Source organism: Synechococcus sp. MU1651 (assembly GCF_023630635.1).
GTDB lineage: Bacteria > Cyanobacteriota > Cyanobacteriia > PCC-6307 > Cyanobiaceae > Parasynechococcus.
Genome location: NZ_JAKUHJ010000004.1, coordinates 117,967 through 144,149, shown reverse-complemented (window position 1 = coordinate 144,149; position 26,183 = coordinate 117,967). Strand labels below are relative to the sequence as shown.

General features: G+C 62.0%; 27 protein-coding genes and 1 pseudogene. 17 read left to right on the top strand and 11 right to left on the bottom strand.

Translation table 11 applies throughout. From position 1 onward, the window contains the following. Position 1: 1 nt before the first annotated feature. Positions 2-523, bottom strand: a complete 522-nt coding sequence (locus NCN05_RS05785) for a DciA family protein (RefSeq protein ID WP_250397350.1) — start codon at positions 521-523, stop codon at positions 2-4. Between the two features lie 64 nt (positions 524-587). Here NCN05_RS05785 and NCN05_RS05780 point away from each other — a divergent pair, with 64 nt between their 5' ends. From NCN05_RS05780 to NCN05_RS05760, 5 genes are all read left to right on the top strand, one after another. Beyond that, positions 588-1,361, top strand: coding sequence for a PspA/IM30 family protein (locus NCN05_RS05780; RefSeq protein WP_250397349.1), 774 nt, complete (start codon positions 588-590; stop codon positions 1,359-1,361). Positions 1,362-1,417: 56 nt separating this feature from the next. Continuing rightward, positions 1,418-1,744 carry a thioredoxin gene (gene trxA / locus NCN05_RS05775; RefSeq protein ID WP_170950537.1) on the top strand — a complete coding sequence of 109 codons (327 nt, stop codon included), beginning with the start codon at positions 1,418-1,420 and terminating at the stop codon, positions 1,742-1,744. Then, positions 1,731-2,921 carry an aminotransferase class I/II-fold pyridoxal phosphate-dependent enzyme gene (locus tag NCN05_RS05770; RefSeq protein ID WP_250397348.1) on the top strand — a complete coding sequence of 397 codons (1,191 nt, stop codon included), beginning with the start codon at positions 1,731-1,733 and terminating at the stop codon, positions 2,919-2,921. The genes trxA and NCN05_RS05770 overlap by 14 nt, the downstream gene beginning before the upstream one ends. A 7-nt stretch (positions 2,922-2,928) precedes the next feature. Further along, complete coding sequence (locus NCN05_RS05765) at positions 2,929-3,696, top strand: biotin--[acetyl-CoA-carboxylase] ligase (protein ID WP_250397384.1); 768 nt, start codon at positions 2,929-2,931, stop codon at positions 3,694-3,696. 73 nt (positions 3,697-3,769) lie between these two features. Then, the gene (locus NCN05_RS05760; protein WP_250397383.1) at positions 3,770-4,618 is read left to right on the top strand and encodes a M23 family metallopeptidase; all 849 of its coding nucleotides are present in this window, start codon (positions 3,770-3,772) and stop codon (positions 4,616-4,618) included. A 30-nt stretch (positions 4,619-4,648) separates the two neighbouring features. On the opposite strand, the pseudogene NCN05_RS05755 reads toward NCN05_RS05760, so the two are convergent. The 3 genes and pseudogenes from NCN05_RS05755 to NCN05_RS05745 form a co-directional block, all read right to left on the bottom strand. After that, positions 4,649-4,843: pseudogene (locus NCN05_RS05755) on the bottom strand (helix-turn-helix domain-containing protein); the annotation flags it as partial. A 104-nt stretch (positions 4,844-4,947) separates the two neighbouring features. Next, a complete protein-coding gene (locus NCN05_RS05750) occupies positions 4,948-5,646 on the bottom strand; it encodes an ABC transporter ATP-binding protein (RefSeq protein WP_186541918.1) in 699 nt (232 codons plus the stop codon). Then, positions 5,639-7,210 carry an NAD(P)H-quinone oxidoreductase subunit N gene (locus NCN05_RS05745; RefSeq protein WP_250397382.1) on the bottom strand — a complete coding sequence of 524 codons (1,572 nt, stop codon included), beginning with the start codon at positions 7,208-7,210 and terminating at the stop codon, positions 5,639-5,641. Before NCN05_RS05745 ends, NCN05_RS05750 begins: the two co-directional genes overlap by 8 nt. A 111-nt stretch (positions 7,211-7,321) precedes the next feature. Between NCN05_RS05745 and topA the strand changes: the two genes are divergently transcribed. The 5 genes from topA to NCN05_RS05720 are packed head-to-tail and all read left to right on the top strand — an operon-like array spanning position 7,322 to position 13,265. After that, on the top strand, positions 7,322-10,006 hold the full coding sequence (topA, locus tag NCN05_RS05740; protein WP_250397347.1) for a type I DNA topoisomerase: 2,685 nt from the start codon (positions 7,322-7,324) through the stop codon (positions 10,004-10,006). Beyond that, positions 10,006-10,434 (top strand): hypothetical protein, encoded by a 429-nt coding sequence (locus tag NCN05_RS05735; RefSeq protein WP_250397346.1) that lies wholly within the window; start codon positions 10,006-10,008, stop codon positions 10,432-10,434. Before topA ends, NCN05_RS05735 begins: the two co-directional genes overlap by 1 nt. Further along, the gene (locus tag NCN05_RS05730; RefSeq protein ID WP_115010362.1) at positions 10,431-11,084 is read left to right on the top strand and encodes a DUF2232 domain-containing protein; all 654 of its coding nucleotides are present in this window, start codon (positions 10,431-10,433) and stop codon (positions 11,082-11,084) included. Before NCN05_RS05735 ends, NCN05_RS05730 begins: the two co-directional genes overlap by 4 nt. Then, complete coding sequence (locus NCN05_RS05725) at positions 11,056-12,255, top strand: nicotinate-nucleotide--dimethylbenzimidazole phosphoribosyltransferase (RefSeq protein WP_250397345.1); 1,200 nt, start codon at positions 11,056-11,058, stop codon at positions 12,253-12,255. Before NCN05_RS05730 ends, NCN05_RS05725 begins: the two co-directional genes overlap by 29 nt. Further along, a complete protein-coding gene (locus tag NCN05_RS05720; RefSeq protein ID WP_250397344.1) occupies positions 12,252-13,265 on the top strand; it encodes a type 2 periplasmic-binding domain-containing protein in 1,014 nt (337 codons plus the stop codon). Before NCN05_RS05725 ends, NCN05_RS05720 begins: the two co-directional genes overlap by 4 nt. Here the strand turns inward: NCN05_RS05720 and NCN05_RS05715 are convergent. Together NCN05_RS05715 and NCN05_RS05710 are read right to left on the bottom strand one after the other, a co-directional pair. After that, a complete protein-coding gene (locus NCN05_RS05715; protein ID WP_250397343.1) occupies positions 13,239-14,360 on the bottom strand; it encodes an aldo/keto reductase in 1,122 nt (373 codons plus the stop codon). The genes NCN05_RS05720 and NCN05_RS05715 overlap by 27 nt on opposite strands. Further along, a complete protein-coding gene (locus NCN05_RS05710; protein WP_114988245.1) occupies positions 14,357-14,905 on the bottom strand; it encodes a bifunctional nuclease family protein in 549 nt (182 codons plus the stop codon). The genes NCN05_RS05715 and NCN05_RS05710 overlap by 4 nt, the downstream gene beginning before the upstream one ends. A gap of 49 nt (positions 14,906-14,954) precedes the next feature. Here NCN05_RS05710 and NCN05_RS05705 point away from each other — a divergent pair, with 49 nt between their 5' ends. Beyond that, positions 14,955-15,623 (top strand): riboflavin synthase, encoded by a 669-nt coding sequence (locus NCN05_RS05705; RefSeq protein WP_250397381.1) that lies wholly within the window; start codon positions 14,955-14,957, stop codon positions 15,621-15,623. Here NCN05_RS05705 and NCN05_RS05700 read toward each other — a convergent pair. The 4 genes from NCN05_RS05700 to NCN05_RS05685 are packed head-to-tail and all read right to left on the bottom strand — an operon-like array spanning position 15,608 to position 19,129. Further along, a complete protein-coding gene (locus NCN05_RS05700) occupies positions 15,608-15,979 on the bottom strand; it encodes an AbrB-like transcriptional regulator (RefSeq protein ID WP_011363609.1) in 372 nt (123 codons plus the stop codon). The two genes, NCN05_RS05705 and NCN05_RS05700, sit on opposite strands and share 16 nt — an antisense overlap. Positions 15,980-16,033: 54 nt before the next feature. Then, positions 16,034-16,633, bottom strand: coding sequence for a cytochrome c oxidase subunit 3 (locus NCN05_RS05695; protein WP_250397342.1), 600 nt, complete (start codon positions 16,631-16,633; stop codon positions 16,034-16,036). Beyond that, positions 16,630-18,297 carry a cytochrome c oxidase subunit I gene (gene ctaD, locus NCN05_RS05690; RefSeq protein WP_250397341.1) on the bottom strand — a complete coding sequence of 556 codons (1,668 nt, stop codon included), beginning with the start codon at positions 18,295-18,297 and terminating at the stop codon, positions 16,630-16,632. Before ctaD ends, NCN05_RS05695 begins: the two co-directional genes overlap by 4 nt. A 1-nt stretch (position 18,298) precedes the next feature. Then, a complete protein-coding gene (locus NCN05_RS05685; protein WP_250397340.1) occupies positions 18,299-19,129 on the bottom strand; it encodes a cytochrome c oxidase subunit II in 831 nt (276 codons plus the stop codon). Positions 19,130-19,330: 201 nt separating this feature from the next. Here NCN05_RS05685 and NCN05_RS05680 point away from each other — a divergent pair, with 201 nt between their 5' ends. From NCN05_RS05680 to NCN05_RS05655, 6 genes are read left to right on the top strand one after another with little or no spacing between them, the layout of a single operon-like run. Beyond that, entirely contained in the window at positions 19,331-20,257 is a 927-nt protein-coding gene (locus NCN05_RS05680; RefSeq protein ID WP_250397339.1) for a COX15/CtaA family protein, read from the top strand. Further along, entirely contained in the window at positions 20,250-21,233 is a 984-nt protein-coding gene (locus NCN05_RS05675) for a heme o synthase (RefSeq protein WP_250397338.1), read from the top strand. Before NCN05_RS05680 ends, NCN05_RS05675 begins: the two co-directional genes overlap by 8 nt. A 50-nt stretch (positions 21,234-21,283) precedes the next feature. Next, positions 21,284-22,297, top strand: a complete 1,014-nt coding sequence (locus NCN05_RS05670) for an ABC transporter ATP-binding protein (protein WP_250397337.1) — start codon at positions 21,284-21,286, stop codon at positions 22,295-22,297. 9 nt (positions 22,298-22,306) lie between these two features. Next, positions 22,307-23,161: an ABC transporter permease gene (locus tag NCN05_RS05665; RefSeq protein WP_250397336.1), complete on the top strand. Its 855-nt coding sequence runs from the start codon at positions 22,307-22,309 to the stop codon at positions 23,159-23,161. A gap of 4 nt (positions 23,162-23,165) precedes the next feature. Continuing rightward, complete coding sequence (locus tag NCN05_RS05660) at positions 23,166-23,714, top strand: hypothetical protein (protein WP_250397335.1); 549 nt, start codon at positions 23,166-23,168, stop codon at positions 23,712-23,714. A 5-nt stretch (positions 23,715-23,719) separates the two neighbouring features. Continuing rightward, positions 23,720-24,409, top strand: coding sequence for an N-acetylmannosamine-6-phosphate 2-epimerase (locus tag NCN05_RS05655; protein ID WP_250397334.1), 690 nt, complete (start codon positions 23,720-23,722; stop codon positions 24,407-24,409). Here the strand turns inward: NCN05_RS05655 and groL are convergent, their stop codons facing one another. Continuing rightward, a complete protein-coding gene (gene groL / locus NCN05_RS05650; RefSeq protein ID WP_250397333.1) occupies positions 24,410-26,089 on the bottom strand; it encodes a chaperonin GroEL in 1,680 nt (559 codons plus the stop codon). Between the last annotated feature and the right edge of the window lie 94 nt (positions 26,090-26,183).

The window sequence follows — 26,183 nt, the reverse complement described above, 5'->3', positions numbered from 1 at the left end:
CCTAAGAGGGCGACAAGGTCTGGCGATGGCAAAAACCGCAGTGCCCCCAGAGCTTGATTTCTCCGTTGGGCGCTGGTCGGCCACAGTCCGGGCACGTCCCCATGCCGTGCACATCGGTGCGGCTCGGATGTTTGGCCCAAATGCTGGCTTCGCTCTCCAGCACAGGGGATTGGAGGGAGTGGTGTTGCTGAATGCGCAGATCACGCACCGCGTGGCCGGCTTGGTGCAGGGCGCTGATCAGTTGAGGCTTGTTGTAGAGGAGAGCCTGGCGCCATTGAGGATGGCTGGCTCCCACGGTCAGCACCCCGCGTTGCAGCGATAAGGGGCGACAGTGCGGTGCCAGTTGCGCTCCCGCAACTCTCGGCCAGTCCTGCCAGAGCGCTGCCAGATGGTCGTCCTTGCGCCACTCCCCCTGAAGTGCGCCGAGGCAGGTTTTCAAGGGTTCTGCCGGTGTTGGCGCAGCTGACTGCAGCAGCTCCAGGCCCGGAAGGCGACGCCGTTGGGATTCAGGTGCAACCGCCATGGGTTGATCCTAGGCAGAACTGCTGCAGGAACCTCGCTAATCTCAGCGCGTCTGAGGCCAAGTCATGGGTTTCTTTGATCGGCTGAGCAGGCTGGTTCGTGCTAACGCCAACGCTGCCGTCAGCAGCATGGAGGACCCGGCCAAGATCCTCGATCAATCCGTCGCTGACATGCAGGCGGATCTGGTCAAGTTGCGTCAGGCGGTTGCCCTGGCGATCGCGAGTCAGAAGCGACTGACCAGCCAGGCTGAGCAGGCTGCAGCTCAATCCAAGACCTGGTACGAGCGTGCTGAGCTGGCGTTGAAGAAGGGTGAGGAATCCCTGGCTCGGGAAGCATTGACCCGCCGCAAGACGTTCCAGGAGACAGCAACCTCGCTGACGGCCCAGGTGCAGGCCCAAGACGGCCAGGTGGAATCGCTCAAGAAGAGTCTGGTTGCCCTCGAAGGAAAGATCGCTGAGGCCAAGACCAAGAAGGACATGCTCAAGGCCAGGGCCCAGGCGGCCAAGGCCCAGCAGCAGTTGCAAAGTGCCGTCGGCAGCATCGGCACTGATTCCGCCATGGCGGCCTTCGAGCGAATGGAGGAAAAGGTGGAGGCCCTGGAGGCCACCGGCCAGGCTGCGGCTGAGCTGGCTGGATCTGATCTGGAGAGTCAGTTCGCGGCTTTGGAAAGCGTTGGCGGTGTTGATGATGATCTCGAGGCGTTGCGCGCTCAGCTGAAGGGAGGCCCGGAAGCCGTTGCTCTTCCTGCGTCTGAGACCTCCGAGGCCGTGAAGCCCGTGCAGGTGGAAGAGGTGGATGCTGAACTCGAAGACTTGAAACGATCCATCGACAAGCTCTGATCAACCCAGGAAAGTCGTCCGGCTTTCCATAGGATCAGTTCAGTCATTTGAGTGCCTTGGCTGGAGCTGTTGCCGATTTCACCGACGCTGGTTTTGAACGTGAAGTTCTCAAGGCTTCCGGCACGGTCCTCGTCGATTTCTGGGCTGCCTGGTGCGGCCCCTGCCGACTGATCGCACCGTTGATGGATTGGGTGGCGAGCGACTACGGCGATCGCGTCAGCGTCGGCAAGCTCGAGGTGGATTCCAATCCTCAGACCCGTGACGCTTACCAGGTTCAGGGCATCCCCACACTGATCCTCTTCCGCAACGGTGAAGTGGTGGCGCGGCATGAAGGTGCCATCGCCAAACCGCAACTGCAGTCCTTCCTGGATGCCAACCTCTAAGCGGCTTGCCTCACTGGGCAGCGCTGTTTTTGCCCGTGTTGATGCCGCCAAACAGGCTTATTGGCTCGAGGCGTCCTCTTCGGTCCGTCCGGATCTGGTGGATCTCTCCATCGGATCCTCTGATCTTCGGCCTCCCACGGCGTTGTTGGACTCCATGGCCTCAGCGGTCATGGAGTCCAGCAGCAGCTCCTATTGCCTTCAAGCCGGACTGAGGCCTTTTCATGCCGCCGTCGCGGACTGGTGTCGGCATCGCTTCGACGTTGCCGTGGATCCTGATCATGAGGTCCAGTTGTTGGTGGGATCCCAGGAAGGAACCGCCCATCTGCCGCTGGCGGTGCTGGATCCGGGTGACGCCGCCCTGCATCTGGACCCCTGTTATCCGTCCCATACCGGTGGATTGCACCTGGCGGGAGCCCGGACCAAGGCGCTGGCCCTTTCCCCTGAAAACGACTGGCGGCCAGACCTGACGACCATCAGCCCCCAGCTCTGGGATCAACTGAAGTTGTTCGTTTTGGGGTACCCCCACAACCCTTCAGCCCGGGTGGGGGATCAGGAGGATCTCAATCGCATCACGGCTATCGCAGCTCGGCACGACGTGGTGATCGCTCACGACAATCCCTATGTGGATCTTGCCCTGGATGGAGAGCCTCCCTCGCTGTTGCAGGCTCCGAACTGGAGGGAGTGCGGCATTGAATTCTTCTCCCTTTCGAAGGGCTGGTGCCTTGGGGGATTCAGACTCGGTTTTGCAGTTGGTGCGGCACCGCTGATTGCCGCCCTGCGTAGCGCCAAGGCCGTCATCGATTTCAACCAGAGCCTGGCTCTGCAACAGGGTGCGATTCAGGCCTTGCAACGCTTCCCCGATTGGCCGCGGCAACTGCATCCGACCTATCGCGAACGACGGGATCGTGTGGTCGAGACCCTCAGGGCACGCGGTTGGTCGGTTCCCTGTCCAGAGATGGCGATGTACCTCTGGTTCCCCTTGCCTGATGCGGCCCATCGTCGGGGCTGGAGTGATGAAGATGCCGCGAGTGAACTGCTTCAGCGCAGTGGTGTCGCCTTGACCCCTGGGTCTGGGTTTGGTGGCGGCGGTCGCCAGTGGCTGCGCATGGCGCTTGTACGGCCAGTGAATGAATTGGTGGACGCTGCATCGCGTCTCGCGGATGCGATGGATGACTGATCCACGCATGCCGCAACATCGATTCCCACACTTCGGTGGTGGTCGGTTGATGGCGACGTATCGCCGCCTCGCTGGTGCCTCGGCACGGCACTGGTCCATCCGTCATGTGCCTGTGTGCAGCAGCACGGAGGAGCTGCTGGGGGCCTGGTTGCGCGATCAGCCTTCATTGATGGGACCTCGCGCCGTCATTGCCACCCACCAGCGCCGGGGAGTCGGCCAATGGGGGCGCGCCTGGGTTTCTCCGCCAGGTGGTGTCTGGATCAGTGCTGCTTTGCCTTGGCGGAGCCAAGGGTCCGGTCAGGCCGGCTTGCTTGGCTTGGCGCTGGCCCTTTCGGTGGTGCAACGGCTTGAGCAGCAGGGCCTTTCGGTTCAGATCAAATGGCCCAACGACCTGTTCGTGAACGGCCGCAAATTGGCGGGCCTTCTACCAGGTGTGGTGCAGCGGGGCTCCCAGCTGCGTTTGCTACGCATCGGCCTGGGCCTGAATGTGCGGAATGCAGTTCCTGGCCATGCCATTGCCCTGAGAAGGCTTCAAGGGCAGCAGGCTGCGGATCCGATCCGATGGACGGCGGAGGTTTTGCTGGCCTTCGATCATTGTCACGACGAAGGAGGCGATGGGGCCTGGTGCCTCGATGGCGTTCAGGCCAGGCTCTGGTCGGATCAGCTGGTCCATCCTCAAGACGGTCAGATCTGGCGGATTGCTGGCCTTGAACGCGATGGAGGGCTGCGGTTGCGTCAGGGTTCAAGGACTGAAACTTGGCGCCGCTGGCCCTGAGTTGGTGTCCCATCCATAGGATTCCTGAGCACAGCCGTCTTGTCCGTTGCTGGCTTGGTTCGCGCTGATCTGGATGTTGGTTCCAGCCGCGGCTGCGCAGGGTTTTGATCAGTCGCTCGATGGTCTGGTTCGCCAACGGGTGATCACGTCCCAGGAGCGCAAGCTGCTTCGGGGCGGTGGCGCGGCGGTTCCCATCGAACGAAGCCGTTTTAAGGAGGCCTGTCGCACCGGTGCTCTGTCCAGGCAGGACTGTGCTTCCGGGGTGGCCAGGCGTCCGCCGGGGGCACCGGCCTTAGCACGGGTTCGCATGATCCCCTCCCGCCAACCGTTGCGTGTTCCCGTGTCAGCGCTTCTCGCCCCCGATGGCGGCACCTTTCGGCTGGAATCCGTCTTTGCGGTCACGCCCCGTCCGCTGCCAACTCCTGGCAATGGCGACAGTCAACTGCTCTTCCCGGTGGCTGGAGACGCTTTGAAAAGCAGTGGGTTTGGTTGGCGTCTGCATCCGATCCTGGGGAGCTGGCTGATGCATGCCGGGCGGGACTTTGCGGCACCGGAGGGCACACCGGTGGTGGCTGCTCTCTCGGGGCAGGTCTTAAGCAGTGGTCTTGCCGGTGGGTATAGCGTCGCCATCGAACTGGAACACGCCGAGCCATTGCGCCGCACCCTCTATGGCCAGCTCTCGGAGATCTACGTGCGACCCGGTCAACCGGTGCGCCAGGGAGAGGTGATTGGCCGCGTCGGCAGCACAGGTCTCAGCACAGGGCCGCACCTGCATTTCGAGTTGCGCACACCCTCGCGGGCCGGTTGGCAGGCCGTTGATCCAGGGGATCTGGATCTTTCCGCCGTGATGCGTGCCAACAACGATCCTGTTTCGCTCCTGTTCGGCCAGGTGTTGCGCAGCCTTGAACGGGATCAGCCCTAGCCCAGAGCGATGCCGAGCGAAACAGAGACGTCAGTTCGTCTGTTCCCGGAAGATGAATCCAACACCGCGCACGGTGTGGATGAGGGTTGGCGCGTCCTCCAGTTCGACTTTTTGACGCAGGTAGCGGATATAGACATCGAGAAGATTGTCGTCCCCATAAAAATTTTCTCCCCAAACACCGTGCATGATTCCCTGGCGTTCAAGCACGCGGCCTGCACCCCGCATCGGTGATTTCAGCACTTATCAGCTGCTGAATGCGCGGATCATCCTCCACGACTGCAACACGAAGAGCCTTGGGGGTCTCCTCCATTAGCGCAGGGGCACTGCACTCATTGTGGGCATCCAGTGAGCGCGCGACCATCCTGGAATCGAGCAATGCGTTGTGCTCGGGCCGCCACATCGTCCTCATGGGTCACCATCACCAGGGTGATGCCCTGTTGGTGGAGTTCATCAAACAGTTCCAGCACCTCGGCGGTGGTGCTGGAGTCCAGAGCCCCTGTGGGTTCGTCCGCCAGCAGCAGACTGGGGCGGTTGATGATGGCCCGGGCGATCGCCACTCGTTGTTGCTGCCCTCCGGAGAGCTGATTGGGCTTGTTCTCCAAACGCTGCGCTAGACCAACGCGGCGCAGGGCCGATTGGGCACGCTCGATCCGTTCCTCCCTGGGCACCCCCGCATAGATCATCGGCAGCATCACGTTCTCCATGGCGCTGGCGTGGCCGAGCAGATGGAACTGCTGAAAGACAAACCCGAGCGAGCGGTTGCGAACGTCGGCTAAGGCATCGTCATCCAACAGTTCAACGGCCGTGCCATTGAGCCGGTAGGTGCCACTGGTGGGCCGGTCGAGGCAGCCAAGGATGTTCATCGCCGTGCTCTTGCCTGAGCCGCTGGCCCCCATCACCGCCAGGTAATCCCCCTCCTGAACGGTGAGATTCAGTTGGTCAAGGGCTTTGACTTCGAGATCACCAGATCCGTAGATCTTGCTGATCCCCCTGAGCTCAGCAACCGGCTGCTGCACAGCCTCAGCCAAGACCCTTCAGACTTGACAGGGCGATGGCCTGCTGAAGCAATGGCGTTCCTGCAACCGCTGTGTTGGCCCACTGGAACAGGGGATTGGAGAGGATCCCGCCAACGGCGGTGATCGCCACACATCCAATCAGGGCAACCCGAAGCGGCTGCATCCCCATCAACGACCAATTCACCTCGGGGTAGGCCTTGACCACATCGGAGGCCTCCTGGGGTTCCTTCACCACCATCATTTTGATGACGGAGATGTAGTAGTAGATCGACACCACGGAGGTGACCAGGCCAACCACTACCAGCAGGTATTCGTGGTTCGCCCAGCCGGCAAAGAACAGATAGATCTTTCCGAAGAAACCCAGCATTGGCGGAATGCCACCAAGAGAAAGCAGGCAAAGACTCAGGCCGAGGGTGATCAGGGGATCCTTTTGGTAAAGCCCCGCGTAATCAGAAATTCGATCGCTTCCTGTGCGGATCGAGAAGAGGATGATGCAGGCGAAGGCGCCCAGGTTCATGAACAGGTAGGCCGCCATGTACAGAACCATGGCCGCGAAACCGTCCTCGGTGCCGCAGACCATGCCGATCATCACGAAGCCGGCCTGGCCGATCGAGCTGTAGGCCAGCATGCGCTTCATCGAGGTTTGGGCGAGGGCAACAACGTTGCCCAGGGTCATGCTCAACACCGCCAGAACGGTGAACAGCAATTTCCATTGATCGTCAAAGGCACCAAAGCAACCCACCAGGATGCGAAGGGCCAGGGCGAATCCGGCCGCTTTGGAACCCACGGAAAGGAACGCCACCACAGGGGTTGGTGAGCCTTCGTAGACGTCAGGCGTCCACTGGTGAAAGGGAACGGCTGCGATCTTGAACGCAACGGTGGCCAAGACGAACACCAGGGCCAAAGCAGCCAGAGGTGTGTTGCTGGTTTGCAGAGCCAGGCCGATGGTGTCGAGGCTGGTGCTGCCGCTCAGGCCGTACAGCAGGGAAGAGCCGTACAGGAAAACAGCAGCGGCTGCCGATCCCACGAGCAGATATTTGAGTGCTGCTTCCGAGCTGCGGGCATCCCGCTTCATGTAGCCCGACAGCAGATAGCTGGCGACGGAGAGCGTCTCCAGCGAGATGAACACACTCACCAGATCCGTTGCCCCGCAAAGGAGCATGGCGCCGAGGGTTGCGGCGAGGAGGATGGCGGCGTACTCGCCAACGGGTGTGCCGCTCTTCTCCGCGTAACGCCAGCTGATCAGCAGCGACAGAAGCGTGGACAAGGCAATCACAGCCCGGAACGCCACCGCCAGGTTGTCGGCGAGGAAGGCTCCAAGGAACGAGGGCTCCAGCGGTGCGTTCCACTGCAGTGCCAGCAGCACCAGGGAGGTCCCCAGGCCCACATAACAAATCGGCGGCACCCAACGTGTGGCGACCTTTTCGCCGGCCAGGTCCACCAAGAGGGTGGCGATCATCGCCAGCAGAACTGCAGCTTCGGGCAGTACGGCGGAGGCGTTGAGAGAGAGATTCAGCAGCTCACCAGGGGCAGCCGTGGCCTGGGTGGCGAGAAGGAAAGCACCCATGTCGGGCATGGCAGCCTGGAACCGTTGCGCTGGGGCGACTGTAGCGGCGCTTGACGCGCCGACGGTCATGCAGAGCGCTGCTCGGTGCGATAAAGAAGGGGAACGGTTTACCTGCCGCTAGTGGCGCACACCCTCGTCATCGTTGAGAGCCCCACGAAGGCCAAGACCATCCGTGGCTTCCTTCCCAAGGGATTCAAGGTCGAAGCCTCCATGGGGCATGTCCGCGACCTTCCCAACAACGCCAGCGAGATTCCGGCATCGGCCAAGGGGCAGAAATGGGCCAACCTCGGTGTGAACACCGACGCGGATTTCGAGCCGCTGTACGTGGTTCCGAAGGACAAGAAGAAGACGGTTCGCGAACTCAAGGACGCCCTCAAGGGTGCTGATCAGTTGCTCCTGGCGACGGACGAAGACCGTGAAGGCGAAAGCATCAGTTGGCACCTCCTCCAGCTGCTGGCGCCGAAGGTGCCGGTGAAGCGCATGGTGTTTCACGAGATCACCAAGGAGGCCATCGGCAAGGCCCTGGATCAGACCCGCGACCTGGACATGGAGCTGGTCCATGCCCAGGAAACCCGGCGGATTTTGGATCGCCTTGTGGGGTACACCCTGTCCCCTCTCCTCTGGAAAAAGGTGGCCTGGGGACTCTCCGCCGGGCGGGTGCAGTCCGTTGCGGTTCGGCTCCTGGTTCAACGGGAACGGGCCCGCCGCGCCTTCCGCAGCGGCAGTTACTGGGACCTCAAGGCCCAGCTTGAGCAGTCGGGCAGTGCCTTTGAGGCCAAGCTGACCCATGTGGGTGGCCAGCGGATCGCCACCGGTAACGACTTCGACGAGAGCACCGGCGGGCTGAAGGCGGGCAGTGCCGTGCGGCTGCTCAGCGAGAGCGAGGCCAAGGCGTTGGCTGAATCCGTGCGAACCAGCGCCTGGACTGTGGATGCGGTGGAGGAGAAGCCCACCGTGCGCAAGCCGGTGCCTCCCTTCACCACCAGCACCCTCCAACAGGAGGCGAATCGCAAGCTGCGCCTCTCAGCCAGGGAAACCATGCGCTGTGCCCAGGGGCTCTACGAACGCGGTTTCATCACCTACATGCGGACCGACTCGGTTCACTTGTCGGATCAGGCGATCAACGCATCCCGCAACTGCGTGGAGAGCCTTTACGGCAAGGAGTATCTGAGCAAAGGGCCGCGGCAGTTCAGCACCAAAGCCCGCAATGCCCAGGAGGCCCATGAAGCGATTCGTCCATCGGGCGAAAGCTTCCGAACCCCCGGTGAAACCGGTCTGGATGGGCGAGATCTGGCGGTGTATGAGCTGATCTGGAAGCGCACCGTGGCCAGCCAGATGGCTGAAGCCAGGCTCACGATGCTCTCGGTGGATCTCAGCTCAGGCGAGGCCAGTTTCCGGGCCAGCGGCAAGCGCATCGACTTCCCCGGTTTCTTCCGCGCCTACGTGGAAGGCAGCGATGATCCCGATGCGGCCCTTGAGGGTCAGGAAGTGTTGCTGCCGGCGTTGAGCGTTGGCGATGCACCGGAGCCGAAGACCGTTGAGCCCCTTGGCCATCAGACCCAGCCGCCGGCACGGTTCAGCGAGGCATCGCTGGTGAAGATGCTGGAAAAGGAGGGCATCGGCCGGCCGTCGACCTACGCCTCGATCATTGGAACGATCGTGGATCGCGGCTACGCCACGCTGTTGGGCAACGCCCTTACCCCCAGCTTCACCGCCTTTGCTGTGACGGCGTTGCTCGAGGAGCATTTCCCTGAACTGGTGGACACCAGCTTCACCGCTCGAATGGAGAACACCCTCGATGAGATCTCCCACGGCAAGGTGCAGTGGTTGCCTTACCTGGAGGGCTTCTTCAAGGGTGATGAAGGCCTGGAAAACCAGGTGCAGCAACGGGAAGGGGATATTGACCCCGGTGCATCCCGCACCATCGATCTGGAGGGCTTGTCCTCCGTGGTTCGCATCGGCCGCTTTGGCGCCTACCTGGAGGCCAAACGGGTCAGCGACGACGGTGAGGAAGAGCTGATCAAGGCCACCTTGCCCCGGGAGATCACTCCGGCTGATCTGGATGAAGAGCAGGCCGAACTGATCCTCAAACAGAAGGCCGACGGCCCCGAAGCCATCGGTGAGGATCCGGAAACGGGGGATTTGGTCTACCTGCTCTTCGGCCAGTACGGGCCTTATGTGCAGCGGGGCCAGGTGAGTGATGAGAACCCAAAGCCCAAACGTGCCTCTCTGCCCAAGGGGCAGAAGCCGGAGGATCTCACCCTGGAGGATGCCCTCGGATTGCTCCGCTTGCCGCGTCTTCTCGGCGAACATCCTGATGGTGGGCGCATTCAGGCGGGGCTGGGCCGCTTTGGCCCTTACGTCGTCTGGGACAAGGGCAAGGGCGAAAAGGATTACCGATCGCTCAAGGGGGATGACGATGTTCTGGCGGTGGGGCTGAGCCGTGCCCTTGAGCTGCTGGCCATGCCCAAACGGGGTCGGGGTGGACGCACCGCCCTCAAGGACCTCGGTAAGCCGGAGGGCAGTGATGAAACGATTCAGGTCTATGACGGTCCTTACGGCCTGTATGTCAAACAGGGCAAGGTGAATGCCTCGCTGCCGGAAGGCAAGGGCGCTGACGATGTGACCCTTGAGGAGGCGGTGGAACTGCTTGCCGCCAAGGCAGCATCGAAGAAGGGCGGTCGTAAAACCGCCGCGAAAAAACCAGCTGCCAAGAAACCAGCCGCCAAGAAACCCCCCGCCACCACCAAGACCGGTCGGCTCAGAGCCAGTGCGGTGCGGGTGATCAAGCCGGCTGACAACTGATGGCCCGTCTGCTTTGGCTGCTGCCTGTGGGGCTCCTGCAGGCCTGTGCCGGCACACCGGTCGCTGAACAGTTGGAGCGCTCCTTCGCGGTGCCTGAAGCCAGGCCGGCCCAGGCAGCTGCGCCCGTACCGGTTGTGAAGACCAGCCCAGCAGTTGTCAGCCCATCGGTTGCCAGCCCTACTGCTGAGGGCCTCTCAACGCCGGCGGCCGAGGCTGTTTCCCTGCCTGAGGCAACGGATGCTCCTGATCCCGTTCCACAGCCAAAACCGCGGACGGTGTCATCCCAAGGTCTGCCCCAGGCGCCCTACCGGATCACCATCCGTTTGGCCGGAGCCGACCCTGCCGCTCCTGCTGAAGCCGTCACCCGCGCCCTGCGTGAGGCGGATGTTGGCTTTGCGGTGGAACGGATTGAGCGGGTTGAACCATGACCGACGTGACCCCCCGGTTGAGCCGCCAGCAGGCTCTGAGGCTGGTTGAGGGGGCATATCTCGCGGCAGCGACTGGGCTGATCTGGTTGGCTCTGTACTACTTGCCGGTGGGTGGTGCGCTGTTCCGTCTGGCCCTTCCCTTGCCCCTGATCCTGCTGCAGTTGCGTCGTGGCAACCGTTCCGGTGCAGAGGGTCTGCTGCTCTCTGTGCTTCTGCTCACCGCCTTGATGGGCCCTTTGCGTGGACCTCTGCTGCTGTTTCCCTACGGCCTTTTGTCGCTCTGGCTGGGCTGGAGCTGGTGCCGGGGGATCAGCTGGTGGCTGAGCTGGTCAGGGGGCGTTGTTCTGGGAACAGCAGGGTTTTTGGTGCGCGTTCTGGTGCTTTCGTTGCTGGTGGGAGAAAACCTCTGGGTCGTGATCACCCGGGCCGGTTCCGCTCTGCTCGAGCGCTTGATCGCGGTACTGCATCTGCCGATCACACCGGATCTCACCCAGGTGCAGTTGATGGCGTTGCTGTTGGTGGTGGTTCAGGAGGTCATCTATGTGCTGTCTCTTCATGCTTTGGCGTACTGGATCTTTCCCCGCCTGAAATCACCGATTCCGGAGCCCCCGAGGCTGCTGCATGGACTCATTGCCCTCGATCCCCTCTGAAGCCTCGGTGTTGCCTGAGGGCTGCCAGCAGCTGGGAGGTCTCGGTGCACGAACGTTGGACGCAGCGGCACTTCGTCCCTGGACCTCCAACGATCAACCGCTGGATCTTTTGCTCGTTCTGGCGGCCACACATACGGCTGAGCATGAAGGGATTTCAGCCGCTGGCTCCACCGTGGCTTCGCGGCGCTACACCGCCCTGGCTGATGCGGAGCTACTGATTCACGGGCCGGCGCGGCAGCGCCGTTGGCCTCTGCCGCCTCTGCCCGCTGGCGTCTCCCCCGCCCTGCTCAGCCATGTCGCGGCGCGACGCTTGACGTTGAGGCCGCAGGTGGCGGCCCTCGGCTTGGCTCAGAAACCCGATTTCCCTCACCTGCACATCGAGCCCCTGGACCAAGGCCCCTCGGCCTGCCTGTCCAGTGGTGCGGCGATGCCATTGCCGCGTGTGCAGCATTTGTGGCGACAGGGAGAGCTGCTGGGGCGGGGGTTGCAACGCCCCTTGGTGGTGGCGGAGTGTGTTCCAGGGGGCACCACAACCGCTCAAGCGGTGTTGACGGCCCTCGGCGTGGAGGTTGCCCATCTGATCAGCGGTAGTGCTCTTCATCCGCCGCAGCAACTCAAGAAAGATCTCGTTGTCCGAGGGCTTCAGCGGGCCTCGCTTGGTGCGCATCCTTCGGCCGAGCAGATCCTGGCCGCTGTTGGTGACCCTTTTCAGGCCTTCACTGCAGGGGTGGTGGTGGGTGCGGTGTCCGCGGGACAACCGTTGTTGCTGGGGGGCGGTTGCCAGATGCTGGCTGTTCTGGCCTTGGCGATGCAGGCTTTGCCCGCCCGTCAGCGGGACCAGCTGGCGGCCCAGGTGCTGATCGGCACCACCGGTTGGCTTGCTGATGAGGGTGCGGATCTGGCAGGTCAGTCCCCCTTCGGCGGGCTGGTGGATGCCACTGCGAGCCACCTGGCTGCTGCCCTCTCCGTTCTGGCCTGCGGCGTGCGTTTTCACAGCAGCACCCATCAACCCTTACGGGACTACGAACGGGGCTATGTGAAAGAAGGCGTGGGGGCCGGCGCTCTTTTGCTGCTTGCCCAGTTGCGTGGATGCTCGTGTGCCGATCTGGTGCTGGATTGTGAGCACGCCCTGGAGCAGCTGCTCAGCCGCCCCGTAACGTCAAGCCCATGAACGTCTGGAGAGAGCGGTTGGGTCCCCTGCGCCGGCGCCAAGTGCTCCAGATGATCGGGGCGACGGGAACCGTGCTGCTGGCGGGCTGTCGTCCGGCGACATCCGCGCCAACCCTGATGGCTCCGGCTGGGGTTTTGCCGAAAGCGTGGGCTGATGCCTTGCCCAAGCCATGGAGCCTGACGCTGGCTCCAGCCCAGCAGGACTGGAGGCCGGCGGATCAGGCGCGTGCCGATGTGTTGGTGATCGGTGATGGATGGCTTGATGCCCATCCAGCGGACACGCTCCAGCCCATTGCCTCTGAACCGCTCCTGAGCCAGTTGGATGGTCAGGCCAAGGCTCTGCTGGCCAGCCTCGGTGCTCTTCAGGATCGGGTGTTGCCGCTGGCCGTCAGCCCCTGGGTGATGCTGCTGCGGGATGACGCGGCCATGACCCAGGCGGGGTGGCCCCTGTTGCTGGATTCCGCCATGGCAGGGCGTGTGGTGCTTCCCGCCAGCCCCCGCTTGGTCATGAGCCTGGCGGACCATTTGGGCGGAGGCCAGGCTTTGCCTGCGCTGCGTCGCCAGGCCCTCACCTATGACGACCGTCAAGCCACCAACTGGTTGCTTAAGGGTGAGGCCAAGGTGGTGGTTCTTCCCCTGAGCCGCTGCATCGCTCTGTTGGGGCGTGATCCCCGTCTTCGGGCGATCCTGCCTGCCTCCGGCGCCCCCTTGCACTGGACTGTTCTGCTTAGGCCGGAGGCCAGTCGTGAACCTGTTCCCCAGCGCTGGGTCGAGCAGGGATGGCGGGATCCCCTGCGTCGCCGCTTGGTGCAGCAGGGATGGCGGGCTCCGATTGCATCGCCGGGGCTGATGGTGGATCAGAACGCCCTATCGGCGCGTCTGCGGCCTCTGCTCTTTCCTTCCGCAGACACCTGGTCGCGTTGCTGGTCGCTGCCACCGCTGTTGCCCGAAGATCGGAGCGCCCTGGAAGAGCGCTGGCGTGATTCAGCTCCAGAGCCGCCGTCGCGGTGAAGCCTTCAATCGTTGGTGGGTGTCCGCCAGCAAATCAGGAATGGGCAAGTGATGCGGGCAACGGGGAAGGCACTCCCCACAGCGTTCACAGGCGGAGGCGTCGTGCTCTTCCCACCAGTGGCCGGCACGGCCAATGAGGTTGTAGCGCTCCTGCGCAAATTCGGTGAGCCCATGGCCAATGGCCAGATTGCGCAGCCGCAAGAGTTCGGGGATCGGAACCTCGTTCGGACAGGGAAGGCAGGCCTGGCACTGCTTGCAATGCTCCTGGCCAAGCCGTTCCTGCTGCCGAAGCTCTGCCGTGATCAGAGCCTGTTGCTCGGCCTGGCTGAGGGGCCCATCCCCCTGCGCCAGGGTTGCGGCGAGTTGAAGATCCCCTGCAGCTGCGGCGCCAACGGTCAGGGTGCTGATGCCCTGTGCCAGCAGGAACCGGTAGGCCAGCTCGAGGGGGGCAAAGGGGGTGCAGTCCTCCACCAGTGTTGGGCTGGGGGCCTGGAGGCGACCGCCTTTGTCGGCAGGGGAGATCGCCATCACACCGAGGCCGTGCGCCAGGGCCCAACGGGCCAGGGGCAGACGCTGGGGATCCAGCCAATGCAGGTGCAGGCTGCAGAACCTGAAGCGCTGGCTGCGCAGCGCCCGATCGATCAGCGGGTTGCTGCCATGGCTGCTGAAGCCCACCTGGCTGACGCGTCCACTGCTGAGAGCCCAGTTCAGAAGCCTGGACCCATCACCCACCAGGGCCCAGTCCAGGTGCTCCTCCCGGTTGATGCCATGGATGGCGAGGTTGTCGAGCTGTGGACAGCCCAGGCGCTCCAGAATCTGATCAAGGCGGCGTTGTCCTTCCTCGAAGCTCAGCCCTGGCAGCAGTTTGCTGGTGATCACCCAGTGGTCAGAGTCTGTGCGGCTGTTCTGGCGAAGGGCCTCTCCCAGAAAACGTTCCGCAGGTCCGTAGGCCGGGGCGGTTTCCAGATGGTTGATCCCAGCTGCCGCTGCCGCGTCAAGCACCTCGGCCATCTGGGCCGCCGAGTTCAGGGCACGCATCGTGCCGAGGGTGAACAGGCTGACGGGGCGGCCGCTGCCGAAGGCGCGGGTGTTCACTCCTCCGAGGGTGTCTCGCTGTCTTGGTTGCGCAGATGGCGCACCAAGGCCGCAGGGCTGAGGTCGTCGACGAAACGGCTGAAGGCACTTTGATCTTCCGCATCCGCCTCCGCATCCACCGGTATCGAGGCTTCCGCCACCACCTCTTCCAGCATCCAGATGCCGCTGCCCGTGCGGATCGCCAGCGCAATGGCGTCGCTGGGTCGGGCATCCACTTCGATCAGTTCCAGCACTTCGTTTTCAGCCAACTCGGCTTCGTCCAGATCGGGTCGCAGCTTCAACACCGCATGAAAGGTGCTGTCTTCAATCGCGTGGACGATCACGCGTTCCAGTTCGAGCCCCCCAGCCACCAACAGTGCTGCCATCAGGTCATGGCTGAGGGGGCGTGGTGGTTCTCCCCCCTGTAGTCCGGCCATGATGTTGTGGGCTTGCGCCTGATCGATCCAGATCGGCACCTGACGGCGGCCACTGGGATCCCGCAGCAGCACCATGGGTGTGCGGCTGGCGGCATCGAGGGCGATTCCGGCGACGCTCATTTCGACCATGTCGGCGGCGCAGCTCTATCCGATTATGGCCAGAGAGCCGCTGCGGGCGATGTTCACGGGGCTGGTGCAGTCAGTTGGAAGGATCGAGCGCCGTGCCGGGGCGGTGGTGGTTTGGGGCTGCGCTCCTTTTGCCCCGTTGGCCCTTGGCGACAGCGTTGCTGTGGATGGCGTTTGCCTCACGGCAGCAGAGCTGATCGCGGATGGTTTCCGCGCTGATGTGAGTGAGGAAACCCTGCGCCGCACCACGTTGGGACGCAAAGCGGACCGTGGTGGTGCGGTGAACCTCGAGCCAGCGCTTCGACTGAGCGACCGCCTTGGAGGTCATCTGGTGAGCGGTCATGTGGATGCCACCGGTGAAGTCACCCATCTGGAGAGCCTCCCTCACTCCTGGGCCGTGTCGATCCGCTGGTCGGAGCCCCGATTCGGCCGTTACGTCTGTGAGAAGGCCAGCATCGCGGTGGATGGGATCAGTCTCACGGTGGCTGACTGTTCAGCCGATGGAACGACGTTCAGCCTCGCCGTCATCCCCCACACCTGGGAGGAGACGACCCTGAAACATCTGGCGGTCGGGGACATCGTGAACCTGGAGGCCGATCAATTGGCCCGTTACGCCGAGCGGCTGCTGCATGCCGCCGCTGCCGATGACGGAAACACCGATGGCCAAGACAAGACCGAGAGTCTTTCAGCCAGCTGGCTGGCGGATCACGGCTGGTCTTGATCCATCTGCTGCAGAACGATCATTCCGGAGTCCCGCTGCAGCTCGATTTTGAACTCCTGCCCGGGTTCCAGGCCGAGCCGACGGGTGTAAGCGTGGCCGATCAGCAGGTTGCCGTTGCCATGCACACGGGTTCGGAATTCGGCCTGGCGACCTCGGCTTCCGCCTGAGGAACTGCTGCTGCTTTTCGGCAATTGCCATCCCTGGGCCGCCGCTTTGGCCTCCACCAGAGCCCGATAGAAACTCTTTTTCAGCAGTCGTCCGCTGGGGCCGACGTAGCCGCAGCCGCGGGCGATGTCATCTTCCGGCCGATTGCTGAGCGATCTGGCCTTGTCCAGCAGTTCCTTGCCGACCAGCATTTCAGGAATTAATTCAACTGAATTCTGGCCACGCTCGCCAATCAAGGCAAGGGATCAGAGCAGATAAAGGATCAAGAAAAGAATCACCCAGATCCCATCAACAAAGTGCCAGTACAACTCCGCTGCTTCCAGGGGGAAGTGGTCGGCTGCAGTCACACGGCCCTGCGGCTGCCTCGCCTGCCACCAGACGATCAGGATCATCAGGGCGCCGAGGGTCACGTGGAGACCATGAAATCCCGTGGCGGCGAAGAAGGTGCTGGCGTAAAGGTTGTCGGTGAGACCGAAGGGGAGTGTGAAGTACTCCACCATCTGGCTCACCAGAAAGGCCAGGCCCAGGCCTGCGGTGATCAGCAGCCAGCGTCGACAGCGGCCGTGGTCGTCCTGTCGGATCGCCTGGCCGGCCCGGTGGAAGGTGGCACTGCTCACCAGGAGCAGAACGGTGTTGAGGATGGGCAGGGGGAGCTCCAGTTCATAGATGGCTCCATCCGGTAGGGGATTGACCGCTTTGAAGGTGAGGTAGGCCGCAAAGAAGCCGGCGAAGGTCATGGCGTCCGCCACAAGAAATGTGGCCAGGCCGAACATGCGGTGATCGGGATGCTCGGCATGCTCCCCGTGGCTGTGGTTCTGATCCTTAGTGGGAACTGTGGTGGTCATTTGCCGCTGCTCCAGAGATCACGACCGCTGGTTGCGGTCAGGTCCAGCTCGTCCGGTGGGATGCCGTAGCCGTAGGGCTCTTCCACAAGAGGGGCCTCACCAATCCAGTTTTCAACCGGTGGCGGAGAACTGGTCAGCCATTCGGGCGTGAGTGCTTTCCAGGGGTTGTCGCCTGCGACAGGACCGCTGAGGGCGCTGTGGATCACATTCCAGAGGAAAGGCAGGGTGCTGATGGCCATCAGCAGGGCTCCGACGGAGCTGATCTGATTGATCAGGGTGAATTGGGGGTCGTATTCAGCAACGCGTCGCGGCATCCCATTGAGGCCCAGCCAGTGCTGGGGGCCGAAGCACAGGTTGAAGCCGATGAACGTGAGGGCACAGTGCAGGCGGCCGAGATCTTCATTGAGCATCCGGCCGGTGAACTTGGGATACCAGTGGTAGATCGAGGCGAAGATCACGAACACCGATCCACCGAAGACGATGTAGTGGAAGTGCGCGACGACGAAGTAGGTGTCGTGCACATGAATGTCGAATGGCACCTGCGCCAGGGCGACCCCTGTGATGCCTCCGAGCACGAAGTTCACGATGAAACCGCAGGAAAACAGCATGGCGCTGTTGAGGCTGATGCGGCCGCCCCAGAGTGTTGCCAACCAGTTGAAGAATTTGATGCCGGTGGGAACGGCGATGAATGCGGTTGCAATGGTGAAGAACAGGCGCATCCAGGGAGGTGTGCCGCTGGTGAACATGTGGTGCGCCCACACGACCAGGCCCAACACAACGATGGCCATGATCGAATACACCATCGTCACGTAGCCGAATAGCGGCTTGCGGGCATGAACCGGCAGGATTTCGCTCACCAAGCCGAAGGCCGGCAAGACCATGATGTAAACGGCTGGGTGCGAGTAGAACCAGAACAGATGCTGGTAAACCACCACGTTTCCCCCAAGGGTGGGGTTGAAGAAGCCTGTATGGGCAACGATGTCGAAACTCAGCAACACCAACGTTCCTGCCAGAACCGGTGTTGAGAGAACCACAAGAATGCTGGTGCCCAGCATCGCCCAGCAATACATGGGGAGCTGCATTAGTTTCAAGCCGGGCCGCCGCAGTTTGAGAATGGTGGCGATGAAGTTGATGCCTCCGAAGATCGAACTTCCGCCCAAGAGCAGCACGCTCAAGATCCAGATGATTTGGCCCGTTGCTGGTGTGGTGATGCTCAGAGGTGGATAGGCCGTCCAGCCCGATTGCGCAGCCCCCGTGAGGAAATAGCTGGTGATCAGCATCAAACCTGCTGGAGGAATCAGCCAGAACGCCACGGCGTTCAGGCGCGGGAAGGCCATGTCCCTTGCACCCACATAAAAGGGGATCAAATAGTTCCCAAAAGCACCATTCACCACGGGGACAATCCAGAGAAAGATCATCACCGTGCCGTGGAGCGTCAGAACCTGGTTGTAGACATCACGTGCCATGAAGTCGGACACGGGGCTGGTGAGTTCCGTGCGAATGGCACCGGCTAGGGCGCCGCCAATCAGATAAAAAACAAAGCCGCAGACGAGGTACTGCAGCCCGATCACCTTGTGATCAACGCTGAAGCTGAAATACCGCAACCAGCCGCTGGGTTGAAGCCGTGGAGGGCTGGAAGTTTCCGGGGGCAAACTGATGGTCATCTCAGGCGTTCGCGATGGTGAGGGTTTCGTTTTCAGGTGCGGCTTTGGCGTTGTCCCTGTACCAGCTGTCCCAGTCCTCCGGGCTTTCCACCACAACGGTGGAGCGCATTCCACCGTGGTAGGGCCCACAGAGTTCGGCGCACACGATTGGATAACGGCCGGTGCGTGTGGGTGTGAAACTCAGCTGGGTTGGTTGGCCGGGAATAACGTCCTGCTTCAAGCGAAATTCAGGCACCCAGAAGGCGTGAATCACATCTTTGGCTTCCATCCGAAGAGTGATCGGCCGATCGGCCGGAACATGCAGTTCACCTGATGTGATGTCTCCCTCTGGGTAATGAAAGAGGAAGGCAAATTGCATGGCTGTCACTTCAACGGGTAAAGCATTTGTTGCGGCTGCTGATTCAATCGAGCCTGAACTGATGCCTCCCCAGATCTGTTCGTCGTGGGCTCCGCCCATGTGGTCATGGGCCAGAGGCACCATGCCCCCCATCCGGTCGTAAATGTCGTAGCTGTACAGACCAACAAACAGCACCACAACAGCAGGAACAGCTGTCCAGAAGATTTCAAGGGGCAGGTTTCCTTCGATGGCCAGGCCGTCGCCGAGCTGGCCGCTGCGTCGCCGAAAGCGAATCAGGCTGAACACGAGAAGGCCAACAATTCCGATAAACAGAATGCTGCCAATCGTGAATAGAACCTTAAAAAGCTCGTCGTAAATCGGCGCGTTGGCGCTCGCATCGATGGGGAGAAGGTTGATGTTCTGGCCGATCCATAGGCCGCCCAGAGCAAGGACCATCCCGATCACCAACGTGAGAATGGCGGATGGGATCTGCACCTGATCAATCCCAGGTTTTCAACAGCGTATGGGGTTGGCTGCGGTTCTCCATGAAGTGATTGTTAAGGCCTCATTTCTGTCAGGGAAAGGGGATGACTTTTTGATCTTTTCTGTTGCAGACGTCCACACAGCGTGACGTCATCTTCTGCATCGCTACGGTCCAAGCAATCCCTTTTGGGTGCATCGGATGGAGCTTGTTCGATGATGCTTTCCTCAATGTCGACATTGCGTCGACGTCTTGGGTTGTTGTCGGCTCACCTTGTGGTTGCCGTGATCGCTTTGGTGGTGATCGGTGGAGCAACCCGGGTGATGGAAGCCGGCTTGGCCTGCCCGGACTGGCCCCTGTGCTTCGGCTCGTTGTTGCCGGGTCGCCAGATGAATGTTCAGGTGTTCCTTGAGTGGTTCCACCGCCTCGATGCCTTCGTCATCGGCATTGCACTGGTGGTGATGGCTGTGGCGACGACGCTTCAGCGCCGCCAACTGCCGCGATGGCTGCCCTGGCTGGCCATCGGTCTGATGGTTTTGGTGGCGATGCAGGGAGGTTTGGGTGCGCTGACGGTGACCCAGCTGCTCCCCTCTGCCGTGGTGACAGCCCACCTGGCACTCGCACTCACCCTCGTGGCGCTCCTGAGTGGGCTGACCCAACGCCTGCTTCATCCCGCTGCTGCCGTCGCTCCGCTCTGGTGGCGCATCGGGGCATCGCTTGGCCTGTTGTCGGTCTTTGTGCAGTGCCTGCTCGGTGGTCGCATGGCCACCGCGTGGGCAGGGCAGCGATGCCTTGCTGGAGGAGAGGCCTGCCAACTGGTGCTGTCCCATCGCCTGACGGCGATGCCGGTGGCCGTTGTTGTGCTCGGCTTCGCCGGGGCAGCAGTTCTGGCGGGTGGTTGGGCTCGTCAGCAGTGGCCCTGGCTGGGTGGGGTCGTGCTTCTGGTGCTGGTTCAGGTGGCCCTTGGCGTCCTCACCCTTCGTCTTGGTTTGTCGCAACCGGCAGTGACTGTTGCGCATCAACTCGTGGCTGCACTGCTGATTGCTCTGCTGGCGGCGCTTCTGGTTCGCTCTCCGGACCTCCCCTCACCGTCCCGTTCCGTCGTCCTCGACGACACCTCGTTGGAGGCCTGTCATGGCTGAAATCACTGCAACCGTTCGTCCGACCCGTGAGGAGGTCGTTCCCTCCCGCAAGCGGGTGAAACTTCCGGCTTGGCTGGAAGTCGCCAAGCCCCGCCTTATCCCTCTGTTGCTGGCTACCACCCTGGGTGGAATGGCTCTCAGTGAAGGCTGGCCTCTTGCATCGCCTCGGCTCGTCTGCACTCTGGGGGGAGGGGCGCTTGCCTCTGCTGCTGCAGGGGTTCTGAACTGCTTGTGGGAGCAGGATCTCGATGGCCGGATGGCCCGCACCAGCGGTCGTGCACTCCCCTCCGGTCGGCTGTCTCCCACCAGTGCATTCATCGGCGCCATCGCCTGCACCCTGGCGGCGGCGATGCTTCTCGTCAGCGGTGTGAACTGTCTCGCCGCTGGATTGTCCCTGCTCGGCCTCTGCAGTTACGTGCTGCTCTACACAGCCTTGCTCAAGCCGCGGACGTCCCAGAACATCGTCATCGGTGGGGTCGCCGGGGCCATTCCGCCCCTGGTTGGGGCGGCGGCCGCCACGGGCCATGTTGGCCTTGGGGGCTGGTGGTTGTTCGCTCTGGTGATGGTCTGGACGCCAGCCCATTTCTGGGCTTTGGCCCTGCTGTTGCGCGAGGACTATCGCGCTGTCGGGATCCCGATGCTGCCCGTGGTGAAGGGTCCGGTGGTGACGGCACGGGCGATCAAGACCTACGGCTGGATCACTGTTCTGCTCAGCGGTTTGGGCGTTTTTGCTTTGCCTTCAGGTGGCGCCTTCTATGGCGTGATGCTGCTGCCCTACAACGGTCGATTCCTGCAGCTCGTCGATCGGCTGTCCCTGGATCCCGACAGCCTTGTGAATGCCATGGCCCTGTTCCGTTGGTCGATCCTTTATATGTTTGGTCTTTGCCTGCTTCTCATTCTCAGCCGGACGGATCTGGCCTCAGGCTTTGCTCACCAGGTGATGCAACTTCTCTCCCTGCCAACGGCGGTGCAATGAGCACTCTCTAGATTCCCTGAATTGGCCGAGCAAGTCACTGACGGTGCCTGATGGCGTTGATTGAACTGCGCAAGATCTCCAAGGCCTACGGCTCGGTACCGGCTCTGCGTGAGCTTGATCTCACCGTTCCTGAAGGATGCCTGTACGGGCTGCTTGGCCCGAACGGTGCCGGCAAAACAACGGCCATGCGCATTCTGGCCACCCTGCTCTCCCCCGACAGCGGCTCCGTTGTTGTTGGGGGTGTTGACGGTTTGGTACAGCCACGAGAAGTGCGCCAGCTCATGGGTTATGTGGCCCAGGAGGTGGCCATCGACAAGATCCTGAGTGGCCGGGAACTGCTGCAATTGCAAGGTGATCTTTACCACCTGCCGCGGAACGATCGCGATAGCCGCATCGCCGATCTGATTGACCGCCTCGCGATGGGCGACTGGATTGACCGCCGCTGCGGCACCTACTCCGGTGGCATGAGGCGGCGTCTGGATCTAGCCGCCGGTCTGCTGCACCGCCCCCGGTTGCTCGTGCTTGATGAACCCACCGTGGGACTGGATATCGAGAGCCGCAGTGCCATTTGGCAGCTGCTGCGTCAGCTGGTTGATGAGGGCACCACTGTTCTGCTGAGCAGTCACTACCTCGAAGAAGTGGAGGCTCTGGCGGATCAGTTGGCGATCATCGACGCCGGCCGTGTGATTGCCGAGGGCAGCCCTGATCAGCTCAAACAACGGCTTGGGGGTGATCGCGTGACTCTGCGAATCCGAGAGTTCAGCAATGCCGATGAGGCCACCCAGGTGCGTGCCCTTCTCGAACCCTTGGATGGGGTGCGTCAGGTGGTGGTGAACCGCTCCCAGGGTTTTTCCCTCAACTTGGTGATTGAGGGAGGGGCCGTGATCGATCAGCTGCGTCAGACCCTCGAAGCTGCAGGTTTGCCTGTGTTTGCCCTGGCCCAGAGTCGTCCCAGCTTGGATGATGTCTACCTTCAGGCCACAGGACGCACCCTGATGGACGCTGAACTGGCCATCGCAGGCCAGCGCGACGTCAAACAGGAAAAGCGTCAATCCATGCGTTGAGTGCCAACGATGACTACCCCAACAGCATCTGTTGTTCTCCAGCAGCAGCAATCCGGAGCCCTCGCCGAGCTCAGCCAGGAAACGTTGGCCCTCACCCGGCGCTTGTTTCTTCAGTTGATGCGTCGCCCTTCAACCTTGATCGCCGGGGTTCTGCAACCCCTGATCTGGTTGATTCTCTTCGGTGCACTGTTCGCCAATGCCCCCGAGGGGCTGTTGCCAGGGGGCATGAGCTACGGCCGTTTTCTTGGTGCTGGAGTGATTGTCTTCACAGCCTTCAGCGGTGCTTTGAATGCCGGCTTGCCAGTGATGTTTGATCGCGAATTCGGTTTCCTCAATCGGCTGCTGGTGGCACCGCTGCGAAGCCGCAGTTCCATCGTGCTGGCGTCGGTGATCTACATCACGGCGCTGAGCCTTTTGCAGAGTCTGGCGATCATGGGCACGGCAGCAGTGCTCGGTTACGGATGGCCCGGCATCAGCGGCCTCGCCCTGGTGCTGGTGACGCTGCTGCTTCTGGTTTTTGCTGTGACGGCCCTCAGCCTCGGACTGGCCTTCGCTTTGCCGGGGCACATCGAGTTGATCGCTGTGATTTTTGTGGCCAACTTGCCATTGCTGTTTGCCAGCACGGCCTTGGCCCCGTTGTCATTCATGCCCACCTGGCTGGGCTGGCTTGCGGCCTTGAATCCCCTTACCTTCGCGATAGAACCCATTCGAGCGGCTTACCAGGGTCCTCTGGACCTTTCGGCCGTTCTGCTGGAGGCCCCCTATGGGGATGTCACCGGCACCAGTTGCCTGCTGATCCTTCTGTTCCTCACCATCGGGCTGTTTCTTGCGATTCGCCCTCTGCTCAACCGCAAACTTTCCTGAATCCGTGCTCTCTTCTCCGTTCCAGCAGCCATCACCTCGACAGAACGCTCTAGCCCAACAGATCCAGGAGGCCCGAACCTCAGGTGATGAGGCCTTGCTCGCGGGTCTGATCAGTCAGTGGGTTCACCGTTACGGCTTTGACGGAGCAGCTGAGCTTGATCTGAGTTTGCCGGAACCTTCAGCTTCGAAGCATGAGTTCAGTTCCGCGCCGATGCCTGTCGCGGAGGAGGAGATTGCTCCTGAAGACGACGTTTTGGTTGAGAACGAGGTGGATGGTCAGGTCGAAGTGGTTGCTGAGGACGAGGTGGTCGTTGAAGAAGAGGAGCAGATTGCGGCTGAAGACGACGTGTTGATTGAGAGCGAGGGGATGCCGAACGGGGTGGTCGCTGAAGAAGAACCGATCGTCGAAGAGGACGAGAGTGCAGCTGAAGAAAAGCCGCTTCAACGCAGCTTTGCGGCGGCACCTGTGCCTGCCCCGCCGATCAGCACGCCCCGTTCGCTGCGGCGTTGGCTTCCCCGCCGGGAGGATGACGCTTTCCCGAAGGCGTCCTGAACAGCATGATTCCCAACCCTGAATCCCTGGATCAGGGGCTGATCGTTTCGGTGCAGGCCCCCCAGGGTTCGCCCATGCGCGATCCCGATGTGATCGCAGCCATGGCGGATGCAGCCCTGCGCAATGGGGCTGTGGGTGTGCGCTTGGAAAGCCCTGAACACATCGGTGCTGTGCGTCGGCGCTGTCCGGATGCCTTGATCATCGGCCTCTGGAAATGCACATTCCCGGACAGTTCGGTGTACATCACCCCGGGCTGGAAAGAAATTCAGGCTGTGTGGTCTGCGGGGGCCGATGTGATCGCGATTGATGCCACAGCCCGTCCGCGGCCTGCAGGGCAGGACCTGGCCGCGTTGATCCAGCGCAGCCGTGATGAGCTGAGGGCCCCGCTGATGGCTGATGTGGATTCGCTGGAGAACGGTCTGCGCGCAGCTGAACTGGGCTGTGACTGGGTTGGGACCACGCTCTACGGCTACACGGAAGACACGGCACAGCAGCGCCCCCCTGCGTTTGATCTGCTCCCCCCACTTCGCGCTGAACTTCCCAGCTCGGTTCGTCTGATCTGTGAGGGGGGAATTGCTTCTCCAGTGGATGCACGCTTGGCATTGCAGGCCGGAGCCGACACCGTTGTGGTGGGGACGGCGATCACCGGAGTGGACCTCCAGGTGATCGCCTATCGCCAGGGAATGATCAGCTGATCACATCATCCCGGGCATACCCATGCCGCCCATTCCGGGCATGCCCATGCCACCCATTCCGCCCATGCCACCCATGGGGTCTCCGTCTCCGGCGGGAGCTGGTGCAGGGGGTTCCGGCTTGTCGGCAATCACAACCTCGGTGGTGATCAGGAGAGAAGCGATCGAAATCGAATCCTGCACGGCCAAGCGCACCACCTTGGCGGCATCAACGATGCCAGCAGCCATCAGGTCCTCGTAGGCGCCACTGAGGGCATTGAATCCCTGGCCGCTGCTGCGCATGCCCGCGATCACAACATCACCGTTCTGACCGGCATTGGTGGCGATCTGATGAATCGGCGCCGTCAGTGCCCGCTGCACGATCTCAACGCCGGTGCGCTGGTCGCCGTTCAGGGATGAAGCCAGGGCGTCCAGGCTGTCGGAGAGTTGCAGCAACGTGCTGCCGCCTCCGACAACGATGCCCTCCTCGACGGCGGCACGGGTGGCATTCAGGGCATCCTCGATCCGCAGTTTGCGGTTCTTCAGTTCTGTTTCCGTCGGTGCACCGACCTTGATCACAGCCACGCCGCCGGCCAGCTTGGCGATTCTCTCCTGGAGTTTTTCGCGGTCGTAGTCGGATTCAGTGGCCTCCAGCTCACGTCGGATCGCGCCGACGCGCTCGCTCACCGCCTGGCGATGGTCGTCGGTGGCGACGATCGTGGTGCTCTCCTTGCTGATGGTGACGCGGCGGGCTTTGCCGAGATCCTCAAGGGTCACTTTGTCGAGGGTCATTGCCTTGTCTTCGCTGATCAGCGTCCCGCCCGTGAGGATGGCGATATCGGCGAGGGCTGCCTTGCGGCGTTCGCCAAAGGAGGGTGCCCGAACAGCTGCCACCTGCAGAACCCCACGGCTCTTGTTCATCACCAGGGTGGCGAGGGCTTCGCCTTCCACTTCCTCAGAGAGGATCAGCAGGGGGGAACCGCTCTTCTGAACGGTTTCCAGCACGGGGACCAGATCCGTGATCGTGCTGATCTTGCGATCCGTCAGCAGGATCAGGGGGTTTTCAAATTCACAGACCTGACGGTCGGCATCCGTCACGAAGTAGGGGGAGCTGTAGCCCCGGTCGAAGGCCATGCCTTCGGTGATTTCCAGTTCCGTTGCCAGAGACTTCGATTCCTCAACCGTGATCACCCCATCGGTGCTCACCTTGTCCATCGCCTCCGCGATCATCCGACCGACTTCGTCGTCACCCCCGGAGCTCACTGTGGCCACCTGACGAATGGCATCGCCGGCGACGGGTTGGCTCCGCTCGCCCAGTCCCGCCACGATCTGTGCTGCGGCTTTCTCGATGCCACGGCGAAGTTCCACGGGGCTTGCTCCCGCAGCGGTGTTGCGCAGACCTTCCTTCACCATGGCCTGAGCCAAAATGGTTGCGGTCGTGGTGCCGTCACCGGCCTTGTCCTTGGTCTTCGAGGACACCTGCTGCATCAGCTTGGCGCCGAGGTTTTCGAACGGGTCGTCCAGTTCGATGACGCGTGCGATTGAGTCGCCGTCATTGACGATGTCGGGTGCGCCGAATTTCTGCTCGAGCACAACGTTGCGACCGCGGGGGCCGATCGTGACGCGCACCGCATTGGCGAGTGCGTCAACACCCCGCTCGAGGGCGCTGCGGGATTCGTCAGAGAAGGAAAGGAGTTTGGCCATAGTCGCGGGCACGCCGTTGGTCACTGTCCCACAGCGATGTGGCCCTCGTGGAGAGGCGTTGTGGTGGGGAAAGCCGAATGGTTGGGGGCTGCCG